General features: G+C 37.7%; 17 protein-coding genes and 1 pseudogene. 12 read left to right on the top strand and 6 right to left on the bottom strand.

What is annotated here, in order from left to right:
* Window positions 1–28: 28 nt before the first annotated feature.
* The 3 genes from ABH968_RS02390 to ABH968_RS02380 all read left to right on the top strand — a co-directional run bounded on the left by ABH968_RS02390 (window position 29) and on the right by ABH968_RS02380 (window position 1177).
* Complete coding sequence (locus ABH968_RS02390) at window positions 29–223, top strand: hypothetical protein (RefSeq protein ID WP_370042227.1); 195 nt, start codon at window positions 29–31, stop codon at window positions 221–223.
* A gap of 131 nt (window positions 224–354) precedes the next feature.
* Window positions 355–942, top strand: coding sequence for a peptidylprolyl isomerase (locus ABH968_RS02385; RefSeq protein WP_370042225.1), 588 nt, complete (start codon window positions 355–357; stop codon window positions 940–942).
* Window positions 943–964: 22 nt separating this feature from the next.
* Window positions 965–1177, top strand: a complete 213-nt coding sequence (locus ABH968_RS02380) for a hypothetical protein (protein ID WP_370042223.1) — start codon at window positions 965–967, stop codon at window positions 1175–1177.
* A 237-nt stretch (window positions 1178–1414) separates the two neighbouring features.
* Here ABH968_RS02380 and ABH968_RS02375 read toward each other — a convergent pair whose 3' ends face one another.
* Entirely contained in the window at window positions 1415–2170 is a 756-nt protein-coding gene (locus ABH968_RS02375) for an SDR family NAD(P)-dependent oxidoreductase (RefSeq protein ID WP_370042221.1), read from the bottom strand.
* 58 nt (window positions 2171–2228) lie between these two features.
* Window positions 2229–3014, bottom strand: a complete 786-nt coding sequence (locus ABH968_RS02370) for a MerR family transcriptional regulator (RefSeq protein WP_370042219.1) — start codon at window positions 3012–3014, stop codon at window positions 2229–2231.
* 83 nt (window positions 3015–3097) lie between these two features.
* Here ABH968_RS02370 and ABH968_RS02365 point away from each other — a divergent pair.
* Window positions 3098–3343, top strand: a pseudogene (locus ABH968_RS02365) (IS3 family transposase); the annotation flags it as partial.
* Between the two features lie 69 nt (window positions 3344–3412).
* Here ABH968_RS02365 and ABH968_RS02360 read toward each other — a convergent pair.
* Window positions 3413–4585 (bottom strand): MalY/PatB family protein, encoded by a 1173-nt coding sequence (locus ABH968_RS02360; protein ID WP_370042217.1) that lies wholly within the window; start codon window positions 4583–4585, stop codon window positions 3413–3415.
* 72 nt (window positions 4586–4657) lie between these two features.
* Here ABH968_RS02360 and ABH968_RS02355 point away from each other — a divergent pair, with 72 nt between their 5' ends.
* Complete coding sequence (locus tag ABH968_RS02355) at window positions 4658–4918, top strand: DUF1871 family protein (RefSeq protein WP_082337499.1); 261 nt, start codon at window positions 4658–4660, stop codon at window positions 4916–4918.
* A 356-nt stretch (window positions 4919–5274) separates the two neighbouring features.
* On the opposite strand, the gene ABH968_RS02350 is transcribed toward ABH968_RS02355, so the two are convergent.
* Window positions 5275–6609, bottom strand: a complete 1335-nt coding sequence (locus ABH968_RS02350; protein WP_370042215.1) for a sodium-dependent transporter — start codon at window positions 6607–6609, stop codon at window positions 5275–5277.
* A gap of 228 nt (window positions 6610–6837) precedes the next feature.
* Here ABH968_RS02350 and ABH968_RS02345 point away from each other — a divergent pair, with 228 nt between their 5' ends.
* From ABH968_RS02345 to yugI, 3 genes are all read left to right on the top strand, one after another.
* Window positions 6838–7386 carry an RNA polymerase sigma factor gene (locus ABH968_RS02345; protein WP_370042213.1) on the top strand — a complete coding sequence of 183 codons (549 nt, stop codon included), beginning with the start codon at window positions 6838–6840 and terminating at the stop codon, window positions 7384–7386.
* Window positions 7379–9031: a hypothetical protein gene (locus tag ABH968_RS02340; RefSeq protein WP_370042211.1), complete on the top strand. Its 1653-nt coding sequence runs from the start codon at window positions 7379–7381 to the stop codon at window positions 9029–9031. The genes ABH968_RS02345 and ABH968_RS02340 overlap by 8 nt, the downstream gene beginning before the upstream one ends.
* 84 nt (window positions 9032–9115) lie before the next feature.
* Window positions 9116–9493 carry a S1 domain-containing post-transcriptional regulator GSP13 gene (yugI, locus tag ABH968_RS02335; RefSeq protein WP_370042209.1) on the top strand — a complete coding sequence of 126 codons (378 nt, stop codon included), beginning with the start codon at window positions 9116–9118 and terminating at the stop codon, window positions 9491–9493.
* A gap of 259 nt (window positions 9494–9752) precedes the next feature.
* On the opposite strand, the gene ABH968_RS02330 is transcribed toward yugI, so the two are convergent.
* Window positions 9753–11060 carry an AAA-type ATPase lid domain-containing protein gene (locus ABH968_RS02330; protein ID WP_370042207.1) on the bottom strand — a complete coding sequence of 436 codons (1308 nt, stop codon included), beginning with the start codon at window positions 11058–11060 and terminating at the stop codon, window positions 9753–9755.
* A gap of 145 nt (window positions 11061–11205) precedes the next feature.
* On the opposite strand from ABH968_RS02330, the gene pruA reads away from it, so the two are divergent.
* The 3 genes from pruA (at window position 11206) to ABH968_RS02315 (ending at window position 15537) form a co-directional block, all read left to right on the top strand.
* Window positions 11206–12750 (top strand): L-glutamate gamma-semialdehyde dehydrogenase, encoded by a 1545-nt coding sequence (pruA, locus tag ABH968_RS02325; protein WP_370042205.1) that lies wholly within the window; start codon window positions 11206–11208, stop codon window positions 12748–12750.
* A gap of 265 nt (window positions 12751–13015) precedes the next feature.
* Window positions 13016–14209: an ornithine--oxo-acid transaminase gene (locus tag ABH968_RS02320; protein ID WP_370042203.1), complete on the top strand. Its 1194-nt coding sequence runs from the start codon at window positions 13016–13018 to the stop codon at window positions 14207–14209.
* Window positions 14210–14292: 83 nt separating this feature from the next.
* The gene (locus tag ABH968_RS02315) at window positions 14293–15537 is read left to right on the top strand and encodes a Glu/Leu/Phe/Val family dehydrogenase (RefSeq protein WP_370042201.1); all 1245 of its coding nucleotides are present in this window, start codon (window positions 14293–14295) and stop codon (window positions 15535–15537) included.
* A gap of 215 nt (window positions 15538–15752) precedes the next feature.
* On the opposite strand, the gene ABH968_RS02310 is transcribed toward ABH968_RS02315, so the two are convergent.
* Complete coding sequence (locus ABH968_RS02310; RefSeq protein ID WP_370042199.1) at window positions 15753–15935, bottom strand: hypothetical protein; 183 nt, start codon at window positions 15933–15935, stop codon at window positions 15753–15755.
* Window positions 15936–16178: 243 nt separating this feature from the next.
* On the opposite strand from ABH968_RS02310, the gene ABH968_RS02305 reads away from it, so the two are divergent.
* Window positions 16179–20768 carry a DUF8202 domain-containing protein gene (locus ABH968_RS02305; RefSeq protein ID WP_370042197.1) on the top strand — a complete coding sequence of 1530 codons (4590 nt, stop codon included), beginning with the start codon at window positions 16179–16181 and terminating at the stop codon, window positions 20766–20768.
* Window positions 20769–20822: the final 54 nt, after the last annotated feature.

Below are 20822 nucleotides of genomic sequence, written 5' to 3'. Positions count from 1 at the left end.
TCATAAAAAATATACTAAGGGGGTTAATATGAAAGAATATTTCTTAACCGAAGAACAGTACTGTGATAACGCCTTCGTGATCAACATCGTACTGTTGCCGCTGCCGCTCCGCTTTCGCGCAAAAAACACTTATTGGCCCAAGCGGCTCATCGGACGCCTACAGGAAAGCGCCCAGCCGGAACGGAAATCACCCCCTTGGTATGGTGATAAGCCCAAAAATTAAAAGTGCAAAAAATCGTCAATACTTTGGTGAAGAAAACCAGTAAGAAGTATGTTAGACTAAAATAAGGTCAGAAATGATATTATTATCATTTTCATTGAAACTGAAATTTTACATTTAAAGGAGAGACTTCAATGTTTCCACAATTAACAACAGAAGTACTAGAAGGCGAAGTACTTGTAGAAATGAAAACAACATTAGGTGCCATCAAAATTAAATTATTCCCAGAGCATGCACCAAAAACGGTTGAAAACTTCTTAGGCCATGCAAAATCAGGATACTATGACGGCATCATTTTCCACCGTGTGATCCAAGACTTTATGATTCAAGGTGGTGACCCAACTGGTACAGGTATGGGCGGCGAATCAATTTGGGGTAACTCTTTCGAAGATGAGTTCTCTGATAAAGTATTTAATCTTCGCGGTGCCCTTTCAATGGCAAATGCGGGTCCAAATACAAATGGTTCACAATTCTTTATCGTACAAATGAAGCACCTTCCAAGTGATATGCTTCGCCAATTACAAGGTGCTGGCTTCCCAGAAGAAATTATTGAAGCATATGCTCAAAATGGTGGAACTCCTTGGTTAGATCATAAACATACAGTATTTGGTCATGTTGTTGAAGGAATGGACATTGTAGACAAACTTGCAGACGTAGAAAAAGACTTACGCGATAAACCATTAGAAGATGTGAAAATCGAGTCAATTACAGTTTTTGAATAATAATTGTAAGGACGTGTAAAACATGAAACATTTAATGTATCAATTTTTATATTTCCCTGAAGATAAATCAGGCTATATTCCTGCAGCTTTTGAATTTTTAATCATGCTTATTTTATGTATTGTTGTATTTACTGTTTTCCGTAAGATTTCTAAGAAACAAGAAATGAAATCAAAGGAAATCGAAGCACGTATTCTTTCAGAGAAAAATAATACAAACAATCAGCATAATATTTAAAAAACACGCTTTTCGTGGAAAGCCAGATGCCTCGCAGCCATTAAGGACTGCGGGGCATCATACTTTCTCATGAACCTCATGCAAAACACTAGCTTTGTAATAAAGTTTGACTAAATAACGATATTAACCTTGTTATGAGAACAAATCTTAAGAGCATGTTTTTAATACTTATTACACTTAAAATTAATGATTTTAATCTCTAAATGAATCAGGTCTCTAGTTAAACCATTTACCTAACTACAGATGACTTCCACCAGTTACATCCATATTATGCCCAGTAATAAAACTCGCTTTTTCACTTGCTAGAAATGAAACAACATTTGCAATTTCTTCGGGTTGTCCTTCTCTTTTTAAAGCACTCATATTCTTTGCATTTTCTTGACCTTCTTCAGTATGCAGCCAGTTAGCAGTTGAATCCGTATCAATGATACCAGGCATTATGGAATTAATCGTAATTCCTTTTTCACCCAATTCTTTTGCTAGTGTAAACGTCATTGTATTAATTGCGCCTTTTGTCATACTGTATACCATCATATGTGGAAACGCGATACGTGTAACACCCGATGATAGATTTATTATCCTACCATTGGATTCGATAAATCCGATTAAAGATTGTGTGATAAAATATGGTGCTTTAACATTTGCATTAAATAGTCGATCGAACTCATCATAGTCCACGTCTCCAAATCCATTTGATGTAGCATGTCCGGCATTGTGAACAATTGTATGCAATGATACATTAGTATCTTGGATTATCAAATTTTTGATTTTCTCGATAAATTCTTTAATCCCTTCACTGGAATTGAAATCACCTTGAATTAAATGTGCTTGTCTGCCAATTGATTCAATTTCTGCTTTGACTTGATTAACTTTTTCAGCATTTTGATTATAATGTAATAATAAATTGAATCCATCATTTGCAAGTTGGATTGCGATTGCCTTTCCTATACCTCTAGAAGCTCCTGTTACCAATGCGTAATCATTTTTTTTCATGTATTATTCCTCCCTTTAAAGAGAGTGTAAGGGTTAACCTAAGGGGAAGGTCAATTACTTAATACTTAGACGGAAAAATAAATTCCGAAAGGCGTTTGGAGGAATATAGATAATCGTCCGGGTTCAATATACGTTCATAAATATATGGTTCGGATAATTCTATTTCGTTATTTTTCATGATCTCAATTATTTTTAATACTGATTCTTCTTGATAAGGATCAATTTCATAGAAAAACTTTTGCGTTTGAAAACCAAAATAACTTGTGATTCCCAATTGATTCAATTCGTGATTTTCCAATTGTAAGGCGATACGAATAGGGCGAATTTTATTATCTATCAGTTTATATTTGATGATTTTTTCAGTCTTTTTAATATTAAGTCCGCTAACTAATTCCTCGATGTTATTCAGCGCTACACATATATTTTCGTTTGGCAATAATTCATATTCATATACAAACAATGATTCTAAATACTCTTTTTGGACTTCATTATTTAAAATCATAATTGCTGGATTCAGGTCTTTTAATTTATTTATTCTTTGATTTGCATCTTTTATCTTATTCATTTCCAATTGAAGCTTTTCTTCTATCAAATTATTTATTTCATAATCTGATAACTTTCTATGGATGATTTTACTGATTTCATTTAAGCCAAACCCTGCTTGTTTTAATAAATTAATTCGTTTAGCAGTTAGTAACTGATTCTTGTCATAATATCGATAATCATTATTTGGATGAATAAACGCAGGGTTCAAAATATTATGTTCATCATACAGATACAAAGCTTTTCGTGATAAGCCCGTCAACTTGCTAAAATCCTTTATCAGAAGCAAATTATTATTCACTAATGAATCACCTACTATCTATCTTATTTGGATTTATAATATCTATTATAGAATTTAAGTTCAAACTATGTGGATTCTAAGACTTAGTGAAGAAAATTGGCTTAGGACAGTCCATGTCACGTCGAGGAAACTGTTGGGATAATGCGCCACAAGAATCATTCTTTGGGCATTTTAAAGATGAAACAACTATTAGAGCATGTGAAACGTTAGAAGAAGTAAAGAAAGAAATTAAGAGTTATATGATTTATTACAATCATTATCGAGGGCAATGGAATTTAAAAAAGCTACCGTCTGCAAAATACAGACAGCAGCTTCAAAAAGTTGCCTAACCTTTTTATAAATGTCCTTTACAAAGGGTACATTTTAAAAAACTTGAGATATCCTTCACTATTTACTTTCTATTGCTGTAGTGCTTGCTTAAAGCGCTGAACACCATCTTTTACTGTGTCAAATGAGCAAGCGACGTTCATACGTAGGAAGCCACAACCCTCTTCGCCATATTTTGTCCCTGGCTCTAATGCAAGTTTGCCATTTTCCAGCAAGCGTTTCATGATTTCTTGTTCATCAAGTCCTAATTCTCGATAATCAATCCAAAGTAAATAAGTGCCCTGAGGTTTTTTAATATGGATACCAGGTAATTGACCTAATTCAGCAATCACATAGTCCATATTATTTGAAATGTAAGCAAGCATGTCATTTAACCATGGGGAACCCTCTGTATAGGCAGCCTGAAGTGCAACAGAAGCAAAGGTATTTAATGAGCCTTGCCCACTAGCCATATGAACTGCTTCTAGTAGCATACGCTTTTTCTTATCTGTCACAATCATATAAGCAACTTGAATACCAGCTAGATTAAATGTTTTTGTCGGTGCCATGCATGTAATAATACGATCAATTTCGTCACCAGCGATTTTTGCTAATGGTGTATGTTTTGAGCCATCTAACATTAAATCCGAATGAATTTCATCGGAAATAATCACTACATCATATTTTGCACATAGTCGTACGATTTCCTTTAATGTAGCTTCATCCCATACATAGCCTCCTGGATTATGAGGATTACACAATATGTAGGCTTTCACGTTTTGAGCAAGTGCTTGTTCAAAGGCTTCAAAGTCATAGACAAATGTCCCATCTTTTTCTACTAGAGGACAATTAACAATCTCTCGACCATTACTTTTCGGGATGTTATAGAATGGAGGGTAGACAGGTGAGGAAATAAGTACTTTATCTCCTTGATTTGTCAGTGCTTTGATACTTTCCGCTAAAGCAGCAACAACACCGTTACAGAAAACAATTGATTCTTTGTCAATGTGCCAATCATGATGAGCATTTTGCCAGTCTACGATCGCCTGCACGGCTTCATCGCTAACAAAGCTATAGCCGAAAACAGTCTTTTCAGCATGCTCTTGTAGCGCTTTTGATACGGCTACTGGAGCAGCAAAATCCATATCAGCTACCCACATTGGAAGTATGTCTGAAGCATCTTGTAGCCCATAGACGTTTTCCATTGCGTCCCATTTTACCGAGTTTGTACAACAACGTTTAATAGTTTGATCGAAAATAGACAAGCAAATCACTCTTTTCTTTTTTATTTACTATGGTATCATACGAGTATGATAAAAGGATAATAGGTGAGTATTTTGGAAAATATAAAAATGAATCAAGCAGCCGTACACCTGCTAGAGGAGTGGGATCCATTCCACTTAGGTCCAGATCATTATGATACTGAAACTGCAGATGTTGTAGCAGCATTGCAAGGTATTGATGATCCATCTACTCTTGCAAAGGTTATTCAAGAAACATATGAGCATTCGTTTGAAGAATGGATACCATATGAAGATTGTGTGGCTATTTCTTACAAACTTATTGCGATAAAATTTGAAGCAAAATGCATTATTTAACTTCTTTTAGCGGGTGTCCAAACATCCTTTAAAATAGAGGAACTCAGTCTAAGAACGCCACGTACTGTGGCAACGACTGAGTGACCAACATCATGTTGTTGCCGCTATCGCTTTGCTTTCGCACAGATAAAACACCTTGTTGCTGACGCTTCGCTTTCGCACAGATAAAACACTTTGTTGCTGACGCTTCGCTTTCGCACAGATAAAACCTTTTGCTGCCGCTGCGTTAGCACTACGCTTTCGCGCAAAAAACATCATGTTGGCCTAAGCACAAAGCCGAATCCGGACTCAATAATGCTTTTGCTTTTCTATAGAAAACGAGGTTGTCATTCAATTTTGAGACAACCTCGTTTTTTTTATTTAAACAACGGTAAAATTCCCTGAATAAAAATAATTAATATCGCTATCGGAGAAACATAACGAATTAAAATGTACCAAATATTGAACATCAGACTAGATGTTGCAAGCTCCTTACGAGAAATGTCCTTTGTATAATAATAGCCTGCAAAGATAGAAATCAATAAGGCACCAATTGGCATACCAATACTATTGGTCAAAAAGTCTACAAAGTCGAAAATAGAGCGATCTAAAATTTTCACATCAGATAAGATGCCGAATGATAGTGCACTTGGAATACCAACGATAAAAATAATAATACCGCCAATCCAAGCGATTTTTTTACGCTTTTCAGGCTTATCTCCAATTGCGATAGCCACGACAATTTCTAACATGGAAATGGAAGAAGTAACTGTTGCAAATAGTAAGAGTACAAAGAAAATCGTTAAGAACAGTCCGCCAAGAGGTAATTGTTCAAAAACAGCAGGTAAAATAATAAATACGAGGCCAGGACCTTGATCAGGTGTATAACCAAGTGCGAACACTGCTGGGAAAATTACTAGACCTGCAAGTAAAGAAATAATGATATTCATCGATGCAACATTGATGGCTGAATTTCCAATCTTTTCTGACTTCGATAGATAGGAAGCATATGTGATCATTACCGCGATCCCGACACTTAGCGAGAAGAAAGCTTGTCCAAGTGCCTTTAAAAATGTTTCCGCATTTAAATAGGACCAATCAGGGACGAACATAAATTTGATGCCTTCCATTGCACCGTCCAATGTTAAAGAGCGTATAACTAATACGATGAAAAAGATGAATAACAGTGGCATCATCCATGTACTAGCTTTTTCAATACCGCCTTTAATACCTGCTGATACAATTACTACAGTTAACAACATAAATAACCCTTGTACAAGCACTGCTTCAAATGGGCTTGAAATGATGTTACTGAATAAATCAGCATAATTACCATTTGAACTATTGAGATGGAATGTTATGGAGCGGCCCAAATAGCTTAGAATCCAGCCACCAACAACACTGTAGAATGAAAGTATTAGACCGGCAATAATCATGCCACCCCATCCTATTAAGTACCATGGTTTTCCAGGTGCTTGTTCCTTGAACGACGTGACGGCATCCTTTTGCCCGCGACGTCCAATCATAAATTCTGCAATTAACACCGGCAAACCGATGAAAAATGTACATAGAATGAATAATAAAATAAAGACACTTCCGCCGTTAGTACCCGCCATGTAAGGAAACTTCCAAATAGCTCCTAACCCTATAGCACTTCCAGCGGCAGCTAAAATAAACCCAATTTTAGATGTAAATTGATCTCTCGAAGACACGAAAATAAATCCTCCTTATACTAAAGTTTCATTTTACCGCAATATTCCCGTAACACAAGCAAATTTCAGAAAATGATTTATAGATATTCTAAAATAATTTCGTTTGTGCAACGGAAGTAATTTTAGCGACGTAATTAGTGTTCGGAGTTATTATAAAAAAAGTAAAATTCATTTAAATATGTAACAATTAGGAGGGATGATTCGTTACATGTGCAAGGGGGGATGACTGTGACAGAAACTGAATTAATAGAACGGGCTCAGCAAGGAGACAAAGACGCCTATATAGAGCTAATCCGAATACATCAACGCACAGTTGAAAAATTTGCTTTTCAATGCGGCGTTCATAGTAATGATTTAGCAGATGTTTCACAAGAGGTATTTGTGAAGCTCTATCGTTTTTTACATCAATTTAAGCAGGATCGTTTTACGACATGGCTCTATAAAATCACATTGAATGCAACGCGTGATTATTATCGCAAAGAACAACGAGAGCAAGCAAAGGAAGAAAGGCTAAGTGCTCAGCAACAAATGCCCTCATCTTCAGCAGAAAAGCATGTCCTTAATTTTGAGGAAGATAGGCTATTACATAATGCTATTAAAGAACTGGATGAAAAATATCGTTATCCTCTTATATTATTTTACTTCCATGAATTAAAGTATGAGGAGATAGCCGAGGTACTAAATATTTCGTTATCAACTGTCAAAGTTCGTATATTACGTGCAAAGGAGAAGCTCAAAGTGGTGTTAATGCAGGAGGGGAGTGTTGAAAATGGATGATAGACAATTTGAAAAACGAATGGAGCTTCTAAAAAAATCCTATGATCGCATGGAATCACAGCTAGATCCAGAAGCCGTTTTCGCACAAATCGAGGCAGAAAATGCAACACAGCAAGCGCAAGAAACAGTAACAACAAAAAAGCCCCCTTCAAGATGGCAAAAGCCAGCTGTCTGGATAGCAAGCATTGCAAGTGTACTTTTACTAAGTATCTTTGTTTCGTCGTATGTTATGAATCCGTCGACGTTTGTTCAAACTGCTGAACAAGAACTAGAACAACAAAAAGAAAAAGAATATGACGAATGGCTTTCAAATTTTACAAAAAAATATCAAGAAAAACGTGAACAAATGCGTAAAGAGCTCGACATACCAGAGAAAGAGTTTAGTGAAATAGTCCAAAGTGCAGAAAATGAATTGTACACTTTTTCTAAAAGAAAACAGTTGATTTTAGAAATACAGAACGCAAATGATAAATATATAAAAGGAGTAGAATCCGGTATATTGGATAATCTACAAACACCACGTGAGCGAATACAGAGTATCGAAACTTACGCAGATTCTATGTCATTTGAAGAATCTTATCACTTTTATAGTATATTTTCTAACTCGGTAGAAGAAATTGCACGCTATTATTCTAATAAGCTTGCTCCGTATGAAAAAGTATTATCACAAAAAACGAAAAGTCCCCCTGCAGACCTAAATAAATTAATTGCTTCGGCTGAAAAGCAATATTTGGAATTGCAATATAATGGACAAAGTTATAGTTTTCGACCAAATCCTGTATTCGGGAAAGACGCACCCGAATATATTGAACGTCTTCACCCAAATGTATTAGGATATTTTAAATACTTGGCTACAGGCTCATTACTTGTTGGTGGGGATTTACTCTATTCTATAGAGGATTCTGCAACTATTCTACGGCTCTATGAAAAAACACTTGTAGCGGATATTTCTACAGACAAGGATAATTTTAACGTATTAAAGGGAGAGTTTGAAAATACATGGCTTGCCATTTTTAAAGGGACTGACACCAATCCAATTCGTACAAAAACTGGGCAATACAAGCCTGAATACATGGATTTATTAACGTTTATTGCGAATGGGGAATATGGTGAGGCAATACGCAAAACAGCTCAATTAATACTAGATGAAATAAAGCAAACTGGACAATCCAAAACTCTAGAACAGTTAACAACATATGATATATGGATGGGAATTTTATATGCGCGAGAAGACACGTATATGCAGACGGAGGATGGGACAACAAGTATAGCAATTAATCCTGATTGGATTGAGCAAACTAAATCTCTTTACAATTCGTATGTTGAGACGAGGGACGATACAATTATTGACACATTAAATCCAATAAATATCGTTAGTTTATTTTTATATGCTCATGGGGTTGGTGATCGAGAAGTAGCTCAAAGACTATTAACTGATGATTTGGATATAGATAAAGTTGTTCAGTTTGATGGGATGGGGAATTTTAAATCTCTTCATGAAATAGAGGGTTCGTCACTTCATATTAGAGCCACTGTAAAAAGTGTGGCGCATGGAGAAATTGGACAGCAATTATCCTTTAAATTAACCTCTGTAATAACTGAGAATGGCGGGACGCATTACCTAATTAGTGCTATTAACAAATAAGGAGATTTTTTGCCCCACTAATACACGTATGTTATAATTTATGGTGAATTTACGTAGCAAACAAAAAGAAAGTGGGCAAAGGTTATGGGACAAAAATATGAATTAGGGGACGTGTTGAGCGGAAAAGTTACAGGTATACAGCCGTATGGTGCATTTGTTGCGCTTGATGAAGATACACAAGGCCTTGTACATATTTCCGAAATTACTTACGGCTTTGTAAAGGACGTTAGTGAATTTTTGTCAGTTGGGCAAGAGGTAGAAGTGAAGATACTAGAAATCGATGAAGATGCCGAAAAAATTAGTTTATCGATTCGAGCTTTGCAAGAGCGCCCAGCAACATTACGTAAAAAAGATGCACTACCACGAAAATCATTGCAAGACCGTGTAGATGAATCGGATGCGAATGGTTTTAATTCCCTAAAATCTAAATTACAGGACTGGATCGAGCAGTCAGGACAATAAAGTGAAACTTTAATCAGTGGGGGATTCGTTATTCCCACTGATTATTAGTCTTCACCAATCGGGCATTTACAGGCAGTTATTTTATCTAATTTCTTTGCTTTTGCTGAATATTGAGGTGGGAGTCTTGTACCTGACGCTTCGTTTTCGGTACAGATAAATTACTGAAATTACTGCCTGTTAATGCTGGATAAAAAAACGAGGATACTTTCTAATTTGAAAGGTATCCTCGTTTTTTTTTTGTATTCAATTATAGATAAAGTTATTGATTTTTTATTTTTCGAATTCGATATTGTAGATTTTGACGACTCATACCAAGTGCATTAGCAGTCTTTGTAATATTGCCTTCATATAAATTTAATACGTTTTGCACATAATATGATTCGGCTTCACGTAAATAAGCATCGAGCGGCATAACATCATTTTGTTGCTGGAACATAAAGAATTCCGGCTCATGATTGGTTGTGTCTTGCTGCTGTACCTTGAAGCGGAAATGCATTGGTAATAAATCTGAGGTAACTGTTGATTCAGTGGTCATAAACGACATAGTTTCATCTAGTAATAGCTCAAGCTCCTTTAAATTTCCTGGCCAATCATATTGCAAAAATAAATCCTGTACATCAGGTGCTAGTTCCGCGACATTTGAAGCAAATCGTTCTTGATGGCGGTTAAAGTAATCATCTACGAATGGAAGAATATCTTCTTTTCGATCTGTTAAATTAGGAATGGAAATGGCCATTGTGGCAAAGAAATAATACAGTGATTTTGAAAGTTTCTTTTCTGCGATCAAAGTAATGGGATCACTTCCTACACTGCCAATAAGCATGTATTTAGACTGTGGAAGAGACTGTAATACCTCTAATAATTGCTCTTGAATGTCTAGACTTAAAAAATCAATGCGTTCAAAGAAAAAAGTGTATGCCTTGTCATCCTGTAAGAGCTCCTGTAATTTATCTAAAACAGATTGAGCAGAGCGACGACTCATTAGGGTTACAAATGCTTCAGAGTCAGTCGAAGCTGCATGATGTATACCCTCTGCTACTAAATCCTTGCCTGTACCAGATTCACCAATTAATAATACTGGCAATTTCACAGCTGCTGCTTTTTTTGCATTTGTGATAACTTGTCGCATCGATTCGGAAACAGCTGTTATCATATCGAATGTTAAAGGTTCACCATATCGACGAAGAGGCTGATAAACTAGCTTTTCGAGTGATGTAATGTCACGAGCAAATTCAATCGCTCCAATTAGTTTATTTTCAACCAAAAGTGGAAAAGTATCATTAATAGTTGTAATTTCATGACCATTTTTATTCCAATAAGTTTGTTTTACATTAATTTCTTTTTTGCCTGTTTGTAATACACGCATTAAAGTACTTTCATGCTGGCGAAAGGAAAACATTTCAATAACAGAACGATCTGCTAATTCATCAAAATGAAATCCTTCAATTTCTTTCATCTTTGTATTATAAATAATTGTTTTGCCAGAAAGGTCTACAGCATGAATACCAACAGTTACATTTGTTGCAATAAACTCATAAAAAGGGAGTAAGGGTTCAAAATTTTTCATAAAATGTGCACCTCAAAAATTTTTTACTTGAAATATGCAACGAAATTTTGCATTATAATAAGTGTAAGAATATTCTAAACGCAAAGATATTTTGCGTCAATGTTTTTTGCACACTTAAAACACATCTCACGAGGGAGGATAAAGTATGATTTCATACAAACACGAACCATTCACAGATTTTACTCAAGAGGCAAATTACAACGCATATTTAGAAGCATTAAATAAAGTAGAAGGTTATTTAGGTCAAGACTACCCACTTATTATCGGTGGCGAACGTATTACGACAGAAGATAAAATCGTTTCATATAATCCTGCAAAGAAAACAGAAGTAATTGGTCGCGTATCAAAAGCAAACAAAGAACTAGCTGAAAAAGCGATGCAAGCTGCAGACGAAACATTTAAAACTTGGAAAAAAGTAGATCCAGCTATTCGTGCAGACGTACTATTCAAAGCAGCGGCAATTATTCGTCGTCGTAAACACGAATTCTCTGCACTTTTAACAAAAGAAGCAGGTAAACCGTGGGCTGAAGCTGATGCAGATACTGCAGAAGCAATTGATTTCTTAGAATACTATGGTCGTCAAATGCTACGTGTTAAAGAAGGTCAACCTGTAGAAAGCCGTCCTGGTGAATACAACCGTTATGACTATATTCCACTAGGTATTGGTATTGTCATTTCACCATGGAACTTCCCATTCGCAATTATGGCAGGGACAACGGTGGCAGCTTTAGTAACAGGTAACACTGTATTATTAAAGCCAGCTTCAACAACACCTGTAGTTGCTTATAAATTTATCGAAGTACTAGAGCAAGCTGGTCTTCCAGCAGGTGCTGTGAACTTTGTACCAGGTTCTGGTGCAGAAGTAGGTGACTACTTAGTTGATCATCCAAAAACACGCTTCATCAGCTTCACAGGATCTCGTGATGTAGGCTTACGTATTAACCAACGTGCATCTGTATTAAATGACGGTCAAATTTGGATTAAACGTGTTATCGCTGAAATGGGCGGTAAAGATACAATCGTTGTTGATAAAGAAGCAGATCTTGAGCTTGCAGCACAATCTATCGTAAAATCAGCATTTGGCTTCTCTGGTCAAAAATGTTCAGCATGTTCTCGTGCTATTATCGTTGAAGATGTCTATGACACAGTTGTTAATCGTGTAATTGAGCTTACTAACACGTTAACAGTTGGTGATCCATCAGACTTCAAAAACTTCATGGCAACAGTTATTGACCAAGCAGCATTCAATAAAGTGACAGAGTACATTGAAATTGGTAAAGGAGAAGGTCGCCTTGTTGCAGGTGGTACAGCTGATGATTCAGTTGGTTACTTCATCCAACCAACAGTATTTGCAGACGTAGATCCTTCTGCACGAGTTATGAAAGAAGAAATTTTTGGCCCGGTTGTAGCCATTACAAAAGCTAAAGATTTCGATCAGGCAATTGATATTGCAAATGATACTGAATACGGTTTAACTGGTGCAGTTATTACAAATAATCGTATGAACTTAGAAAAAGCACGTGAAGATTTCCATGTAGGTAACTTATACTTCAACCGTGGCTGTACTGGTGCAATCGTAGGTTACCAACCATTCGGCGGCTTCAATATGTCAGGTACAGACTCAAAAGCAGGTGGCCCTGACTATCTACAACTTCACATGCAAGCAAAAACAACTTCTGAAATGCTATAACTTCTTTAGGTTGACTGAAGAAGTTATGCTTCCGGACGCAATTTTGCTGAGGCATAAATGATAAGAGAATCTGCGAGACTCCTCCTGGTAAAGTGAGTCCGGCAAGAACCGCAGGCGCTAATGTCGAGGCGGCTTACCTAGGAGTAGTGAGCAGATTCTTGCTTTTTATATTCAGAAAATGCTGAAATCATTCTATTGATTTTACTTATAGAGAAGCATAGTCTTCCAAAGATTTTTCATCATGAAAGTAAGGAGAGAATACTATATGACAAAAACAGATCAAGTTATTGAACAAACTCAAAATTTTGATGCTGCAAACTATCACCCGCTACCAATCGTTATTTCAGAGGCTGAAGGTGCTTGGGTAAAAGATCCAGAAGGTAACAAATACTTAGATATGCTATCAGCTTACTCTGCTGTGAATCAGGGACATCGTCATCCAAAAATTATCGCTGCGTTAAAAGAACAAGCTGATAAAGTAACATTAACTTCTCGTGCATTTTATAGCGAAAACCTTGGTGAATGGTATGAGCTAGTTGGGAAATTAACGAATAAACAAATGGTATTACCGATGAATACAGGTGCCGAAGCGGTAGAAACTGCATTTAAAGCAGCTCGTCGTTGGGCATATGATGTAAAAGGTGTAGAGGATGGCAAGGCAGAAATCATTGCATGTAATGGTAACTTCCATGGTCGTACAATGCTTGCTGTATCTTTATCATCTGACGAAGAATATCGTCGTGGCTTCGGTCCAATGTTACCGAATGTTAAGTTAGTAGATTACGGTAATCTGGAAGCATTAAAAGCTGCAATTACTCCAAATACAGCAGCGTTTTTAATTGAACCAATCCAAGGTGAAGCTGGTATTGTCATTCCAACAGAAGGCTTCTTAAAAGCTGCTCGCGAGCTATGCCGTGAAAACAATGTTTTATTCATTGCAGATGAAATACAAGCTGGTTTAGCACGTACAGGTAAAATGTTCGCATGTGATTGGGAAGAAGTAGAGCCTGATATGTACATCTTAGGTAAAGCTTTAGGCGGCGGTGTATTCCCGATTTCTTGTGTAGCTGCAAATCGTGAAATCTTAGGTGTGTTCAATCCAGGATCACACGGTTCAACTTTCGGCGGTAATCCGTTAGCATGTGCTGTATCTATTGCTTCAATTAAAGTATTACTAGATGAAAAATTAGCAGAGCGTTCACACGAACTTGGTGAATACTTTAAAGGGAAATTAAAAGAAATTAATAACCCAGTCATTAAAGACGTTCGTGGTCGTGGTTTATTTATCGGAATGGAATTAACAGAGGCAGCACGTCCATACTGTGAAAAGCTTAAAGAATTAGGCTTATTATGTAAAGAAACACATGATACAGTCATTCGATTTGCGCCACCACTTGTAATTTCACAAGAAGATTTAGATTGGTCAATCGAACAAATTGAAAAAGTATTTAATCTTTAACAAAATGTTCACATTTTAATTCGGAAGTATGTTACAATGATGCCGATATACTATCATTAAAAAAAACAAAGAGGCGATTTAATATGTCTGAAAACTTAAATCTGTTCACATCAACTCAAGAAGTTATTCAAGAGGCTCTAAATAGACTTGGCTATGACGAAGCTATGTATGAATTATTAAAAGAACCGCTTCGCATGCTACAAGTACGCATTCCAGTGAAAATGGATGATGGTACAACAAAAGTATTTACTGGTTACCGTGCACAACATAATGATGCTGTAGGACCAACTAAAGGTGGGGTACGTTTCCATCCGGCTGTATCTGAGGAGGAAGTTAAAGCGCTTTCAATGTGGATGACATTGAAATGTGGTATCGTTGATCTACCTTATGGTGGTGGTAAAGGCGGTGTCATCTGTGACCCTCGTCAAATGTCTATGGATGAAATTGAACGTTTAAGCCGTGGATATGTACGTGCAGTTAGTCAAATCGTAGGACCAACAAAAGATATTCCTGCTCCAGACGTATTTACGAATGCACAAATTATGGCTTGGATGATGGATGAATACAGCCGTATGGACGAATTCAACTCACCAGGTTTCATCACAGGTAAGCCACTAGTGCTTGGTGGTTCTCAAGGTCGCGACCGTGCGACTGCACAAGGTGTAACAATCGTTATCCAAGAAGCAGCGAAAAAACGTGGCATTGATATTAAAGGTGCGCGCGTTGTTATTCAAGGCTTCGGTAACGCAGGTAGCTTCCTTGCGAAATTCATGCATGATTTAGGTGCAAAAGTAATCGGTATTTCAGATGCTTATGGTGCACTACATGATCCTGAAGGTTTAGATATCGACTACTTATTAGATCGTCGCGATAGCTTCGGTACGGTAACGACATTATTTGAAAACACAATTTCAAACAAAGAATTACTAGAACTTGATTGTGATATTCTAGTGCCAGCTGCTATTGAAAACCAAATTACTGCTGACAATGCAAACAACATTAAAGCAAACATCGTAGTAGAAGCAGCAAACGGACCAACAACTGCTGAAGCAACTAGAATTTTAACTAATCGTGGTATTTTACTTGTACCAGACGTATTAGCATCTGCTGGTGGTGTAACAGTTTCTTACTTCGAATGGGTACAAAATAACCAAGGTTATTACTGGACAGAAGAAGAAGTTGAAGAACGTCTATACAAAAAAATGGTTGATGCATTTGAAAACGTTTATACAACAGCGACAACACGTAACATTAACATGCGCTTAGCAGCGTATATGGTAGGTGTTCGCCGCACTGCAGAAGCTTCACGCTTCCGTGGATGGGTTTAACTTCTTTCTGCTGAAAGAAGTTAAAGCCTCCGGCAGATGTCACGGAAATCGGAAAGGATTCATAAAGGATGTTAGCTTAAAATCATCACATCCATGCGATAACGGCTAACTGACCTGCATCATGCAGGCCTAAGCACAAAGCCGATTCCGGACGCAATTATGCCGAGGCATAATTGATTCAATAGATAAATACAAAACGAGTCACTCCTATATCATTAGGATGACTCGTTTTTTTCTTGGGGCGATTTGTATTTATTCGTTTGGATAAGATGCTCCAGCCGCTTTTCTAACATCACTTTTCTTTCTTTCCGCTCCTTTTGTATAAGCATATATTTCAATAACCCTAATCCACCGAAAATAACAACAAACCAAACAATTACAATATTTAACAAAATCATAAGCAAGATTCCTTTATTTTATGTACTGTCTCTACTATACAATGACTACCTAAACAAAATCTAAACATATGGATAAAATTTGTGTGTAGGTGGATGGAACTAATGTATAGATGGATAGAACTAACTGTTCAGATTTTGTTCAGGAAGACTATAGTAAATTGAAGTATGACGATGTTAAAAATTTGAAAGGGAGAAAGTATTTAATGGAAAACAACAGAATTTAAATAGGTGGGAGGAAAAAGGATGCGTATCATAACGAAACAGAAAAAATGGTGGAAGCGTTCACTTACTGTTATGCTTTCACTTACACTTATGACAAGTAGTGTTTCGCTGACAGGATTGCCTAAAAAAGCGCAAGCAGCGGATCCTGTGAGTCCAGGTGGTGTAAGTACACAACCAGTACTATGGTTGAAATCAAATGAAGGTGTAAAAGAACGTGCTGGGAATTTAACACATTGGGTCGATCGATCTGTAGCACCAGTGAATTTTACACTTGATATTCCAACAGGACAAGAAGCGAGAACACCGAAGTATAACGTAAATGGTGTGAACTTTAACCCAAGTGTAAAATTTGATAACCCAAGTGGAGCAGCTCACTATAATCAATCTGCTAAATTAGTAGGAGATAAACAGATTACTTTCCAGTCTGGATATGCGGTTTATAAATGGCCTGAAGCTGGGACTGCAGGGGCACTTGTTGGTTCTACGGAAATAATCCAGTACGGTACTCAGATTTTAGGTGGGGGTGGAAGCGGTGGAAACTATTTCGCAGTAGGGACAGGTGCAAACTCTACATGGCGCTCTTTTGGACCTGCTAACAGAAAAATATTCCAAATGGCAAACTATGAAATGAATGATGATGGCACAAAGGCATTAGCAAGAATAAATGGACAGCTGACTACTGTAGGTCAACCAACAATTACAATTAAACCAATTACATTTACACCTGTTATTGGGGCTACTGGACCTGGAGCTTCTGGTAGTAACTTCTCAGGTCTCAATGCTGATGTGGCAGAGGTTATTTTGTATGATGGGGAAACAAGTGCAGATGCTGCTAAAATTGAAACGTATTTAGCAGTAAAATATGGGATTACGTTAAATGGTGGTACTAACAATTACATTGCGACGAATAACACGGTTGTGTGGGATGCAAACACCAAGTATCAACAAAATATCGCTGGTGTCGGTCGTGACGATGCAGAGGAACTTGAGCAAAAGCAAAGCCGAAGCATTAACGAAGGTACACAGGTTGCAATTGGTGTTGATGCACTTACAGCTACAAATTTGACTAATCAAGGTACGCTTACAGATGGACAATATTTGATTTGGGCCGATAACGGCAAGGATCTAGTGTTCACAAAGCAAATCGGCACTACTAACAAAAATCATGCTGAACGTATTTGGAAAGTACAAAATACAGGAAGTGTGGGTGAAGTAGAAATTGCCATTCCAAAGAGTGCTCTTCCAGAAAACGCAACATTACGAGTAGGGAACAGCGATACAGATTTTGCACTAGCAACTGAATATACATTAACAGAGATTACTTTAAATGGCGCACCTCATTATGCTGCAAAAGCAACATTAGCTAATGGTCAATATTTCACGTTTACAGCGGATGCACCAGCACCACTAAGTGTGAAAGTGGAAGAAATCACAGCGAATCAAAATCAAATTATCGTGACATTTGATAAAGACATCAAATTAACTGCACCTGAAGCAAGTGGATTTACAGTGACAGTAGGTACTGAAACAATTACATTAACTGATGCCGATGTGAAAGTAAATCCAGCTGATCCAAAGCAATTACTGATTACATTACCAGGGACAGATACCACTGGTAAATCCGTAAAAGTAGAGTATGACGGACAAGGGAAATTAACAGGTACAAATGGTGTACCGGTAAATAGCTTTGAAGAAACTATGAAAAACACTGCCTTACCATCTCTACAAATCACGGAGCCAACTGGTAAAGTGAGCACTAAAAAACCTGACATTAAAGGAACAGTAGATAAAGACGCAACGGTGAAAGTTGTGATTAAAGATAAAGACGGCAATGAAGTACCAAATGCGAGTGGGAATGCGACGGTTGACGGAAGTGGTAATTGGGCATTCACGCCAAGCATTGACTTAGTAGATGGCGACTACATAATCGAAGTCGAGGCAAAAAAAGACGACAAGATAGCAAAACAAACGGTAAATATGACAGTAGATACAGCAGTACCAAATCCAACAGTGGGAGTAACAGCACCAACAGAAGTGGTGAGTACAGGTAAACCAACATTTACTGGAACAGCAACACCAGGTGCAACAGTAAAAATCAAAATTTCTGATAACATAACGTTAACAACAACAGCAGATGAACATGGAAACTGGAGCATCACACCGAACAAAGATATACCTAACGGCATATACAATGTCGAGTATACAGCCGAAATTAATGATCATACATCTGGCATAGTATCAAAACTTTTAACAGTCGATGCGCCAGATAAATCACTTTTAGCGACTCGAGTGGAGATTGTCGAAGGCTTAACAAAAGAAGATTATACTCCTGAAAGTTGGAATAACTTAGAGCCAGCATTGAGTGCAGCAAAAGCTGTATTGGATAATCCAAATGCAACACAAGCTGACATAGAAGCAGCTTACAATGCTTTAAAAGCAAAACATGATGCATTGGAGTTTGTAGATCCGGATAAAACAGTTGATAAAACGAATCTGCAAAAAGAGCTTACAATTGCCACTGGATTTAGCGAGTTGAATTATACGCAAGATAGTTGGTCTGCATTTGAAACGGCAAAAAAAGATGCTCAAGATGTATTCAATGATCCAGAAGCAACCCAAGAAGAAGTGAATGCAGCTTGGGAAAAATTAGTTGCAGCGCGTTGTGCATTAATAGATGCCCCGACTGCTCCTACAGTAGATAAAACGGCATTGCAAGCCAAAGTAAATGAATCAACGAACTTATCGGCAGGTAGCTATACACCAGAAAGCTGGTCAAACTACCAAAAAGCGTTAAATGACGCGATAGCTATATTGACAAAAGGAAGCGCTACGCAAACAGAAATAGACGATGCCCTACAAGCATTAACAGTAGCACAGAATGCACTTGTAAAGAAACCTACACAACCAACATCAGGTCTAGGCACACTAACACCATCAACAGGTGCATTAAGTCCAAACTTCTCATCAGAAGTCACAAATTACACAATGAATGTGAATTACGCAACGTCTCAACTAACATTTACAGCACTACCAAGCAATTCAGGTGCTACAGTGACGATGAACGTGAATGGACAAGTTGTGACAAATGGTCTTGTTCCACTCCAAGTCGGTGCAAATACCGTGGTTATTACGGTTCAAGATGGTACAGGAGTCAAACAATATACAATTACGGTTTATCGTGCCGCTGACTCGTCATCAGGCTCAGGCGGTGGCGGAGATACATGGACGACAGCTCCAACACCACCAACAACGACTGAACCTGGTACAACTACAACGAAAATCCAAGTGGCATTAGAAATTGATGGCGAAAACCCACTGGAAAAAACAACCGTGGAAATTGAGCGCACAAAACATGCCAACGGTAAAATTACAGATTTTGTGGTATTAACAGAAGCGAACTCGAAGGAAGCTGTAGAAAAAGCGAAACGAATTGGCAATAACATTGTTCGTATCGTCATTCCGGATGTCAATGATGAAGTAGATAAAGTAACGATAGAAATACCGAAACAATCTCTACAATTACTACATGACAATGGTTTATCATTAGAATTTGCTACAGAGAATGGACTGATTGCAATTCCACTCAGCTCAATGGACGGTGTGAATGATAATTTCTACTTCCGTTTAGTACCTGTGAAAAAGGAAAGTGAGCGTAAGGCGATTGAAGAACGCGCAAGAGTGGAGAAGGTTGTCCGTGAAACACTGCAAAGCAATAATGTACGTGTCGTAGCTCGTCCAATGACGATTGAAACGAATATGCCAAGTCGACCAGTACAAGTGACACTTCCATTGAAAGGTGTTAATGTGCCACCGGCGGCAGCTGAGCGACAAGCATTCCTAGACCAATTAGCAGTCTTTATTGAACATTCGGATGGCGAGAAAAAAGTTGTATTCCCTGAAGTCGTGACAATGGCGAAGGGTGAGCTTGGCCTACGTTTCACAGTGGATAAGTTCAGTACATTTACGATTATTCAGGTAGAAAAGAAAGAAGAGCAAGCTATTCACCACCATGAAGCATACATTAAAGGCTTCCCTAATGGTACATTTGGTCCGGAGAAAAACGTGACACGTGCCCAAGTGGCAACGATGATTGCGCGTATCTTAGGCTATACAGATGGCCAAGCAGTTAGCAAGGCACCATTCAAGGATATTCCAAGTAATCATTTCGCAGCTGGCGCAATTGCCTTTGTCAAAGAGCACGGTATTATGAATGGGGATGTGAATGGCAACTTCCGCGCTAGTGAGAATATCACACGTGCGCAAATGGCAACGGTGGTAGCGAACTATAAGCAGCTGCATATCGAAGAAAATGTAGCAATTACATTCAATGATACAAAAGGCCACTGGGCGCAATGGATTATTGAAGCGAATCGTAATGCAGGCATTATTAACGGTCGCGAAGACAGAAGTTTCGCACCAGATGAGCACTTAACACGTGCCCAAGCCGTGGTGATGATGAACCGTATGTTTGAACGCGGGCCACTACATGGCGTGACAACACCAAGCTTCCCAGATGTAAAGGCATCTCACTGGGCGTTTAACGAAATTGAAGAGGCTGCAAAACCTCATGCATATTTCATCGATGAAGAGGGGCAAGAGCAGATTAATTGAATAAGTATGGGCAATTACAGGCTAAGTATTTTTTAGCCTGTTTTTCAGTTATTT

It is taken from the genome of Lysinibacillus sp. RC79, assembly GCF_041262405.1.
In the GTDB taxonomy this organism is placed as follows: Bacteria; Bacillota; Bacilli; order Bacillales_A; family Planococcaceae; genus Lysinibacillus.
Note: the sequence above shows the minus strand (reverse complement) of the source record. Positions and strands in the feature narration are given on the sequence as shown.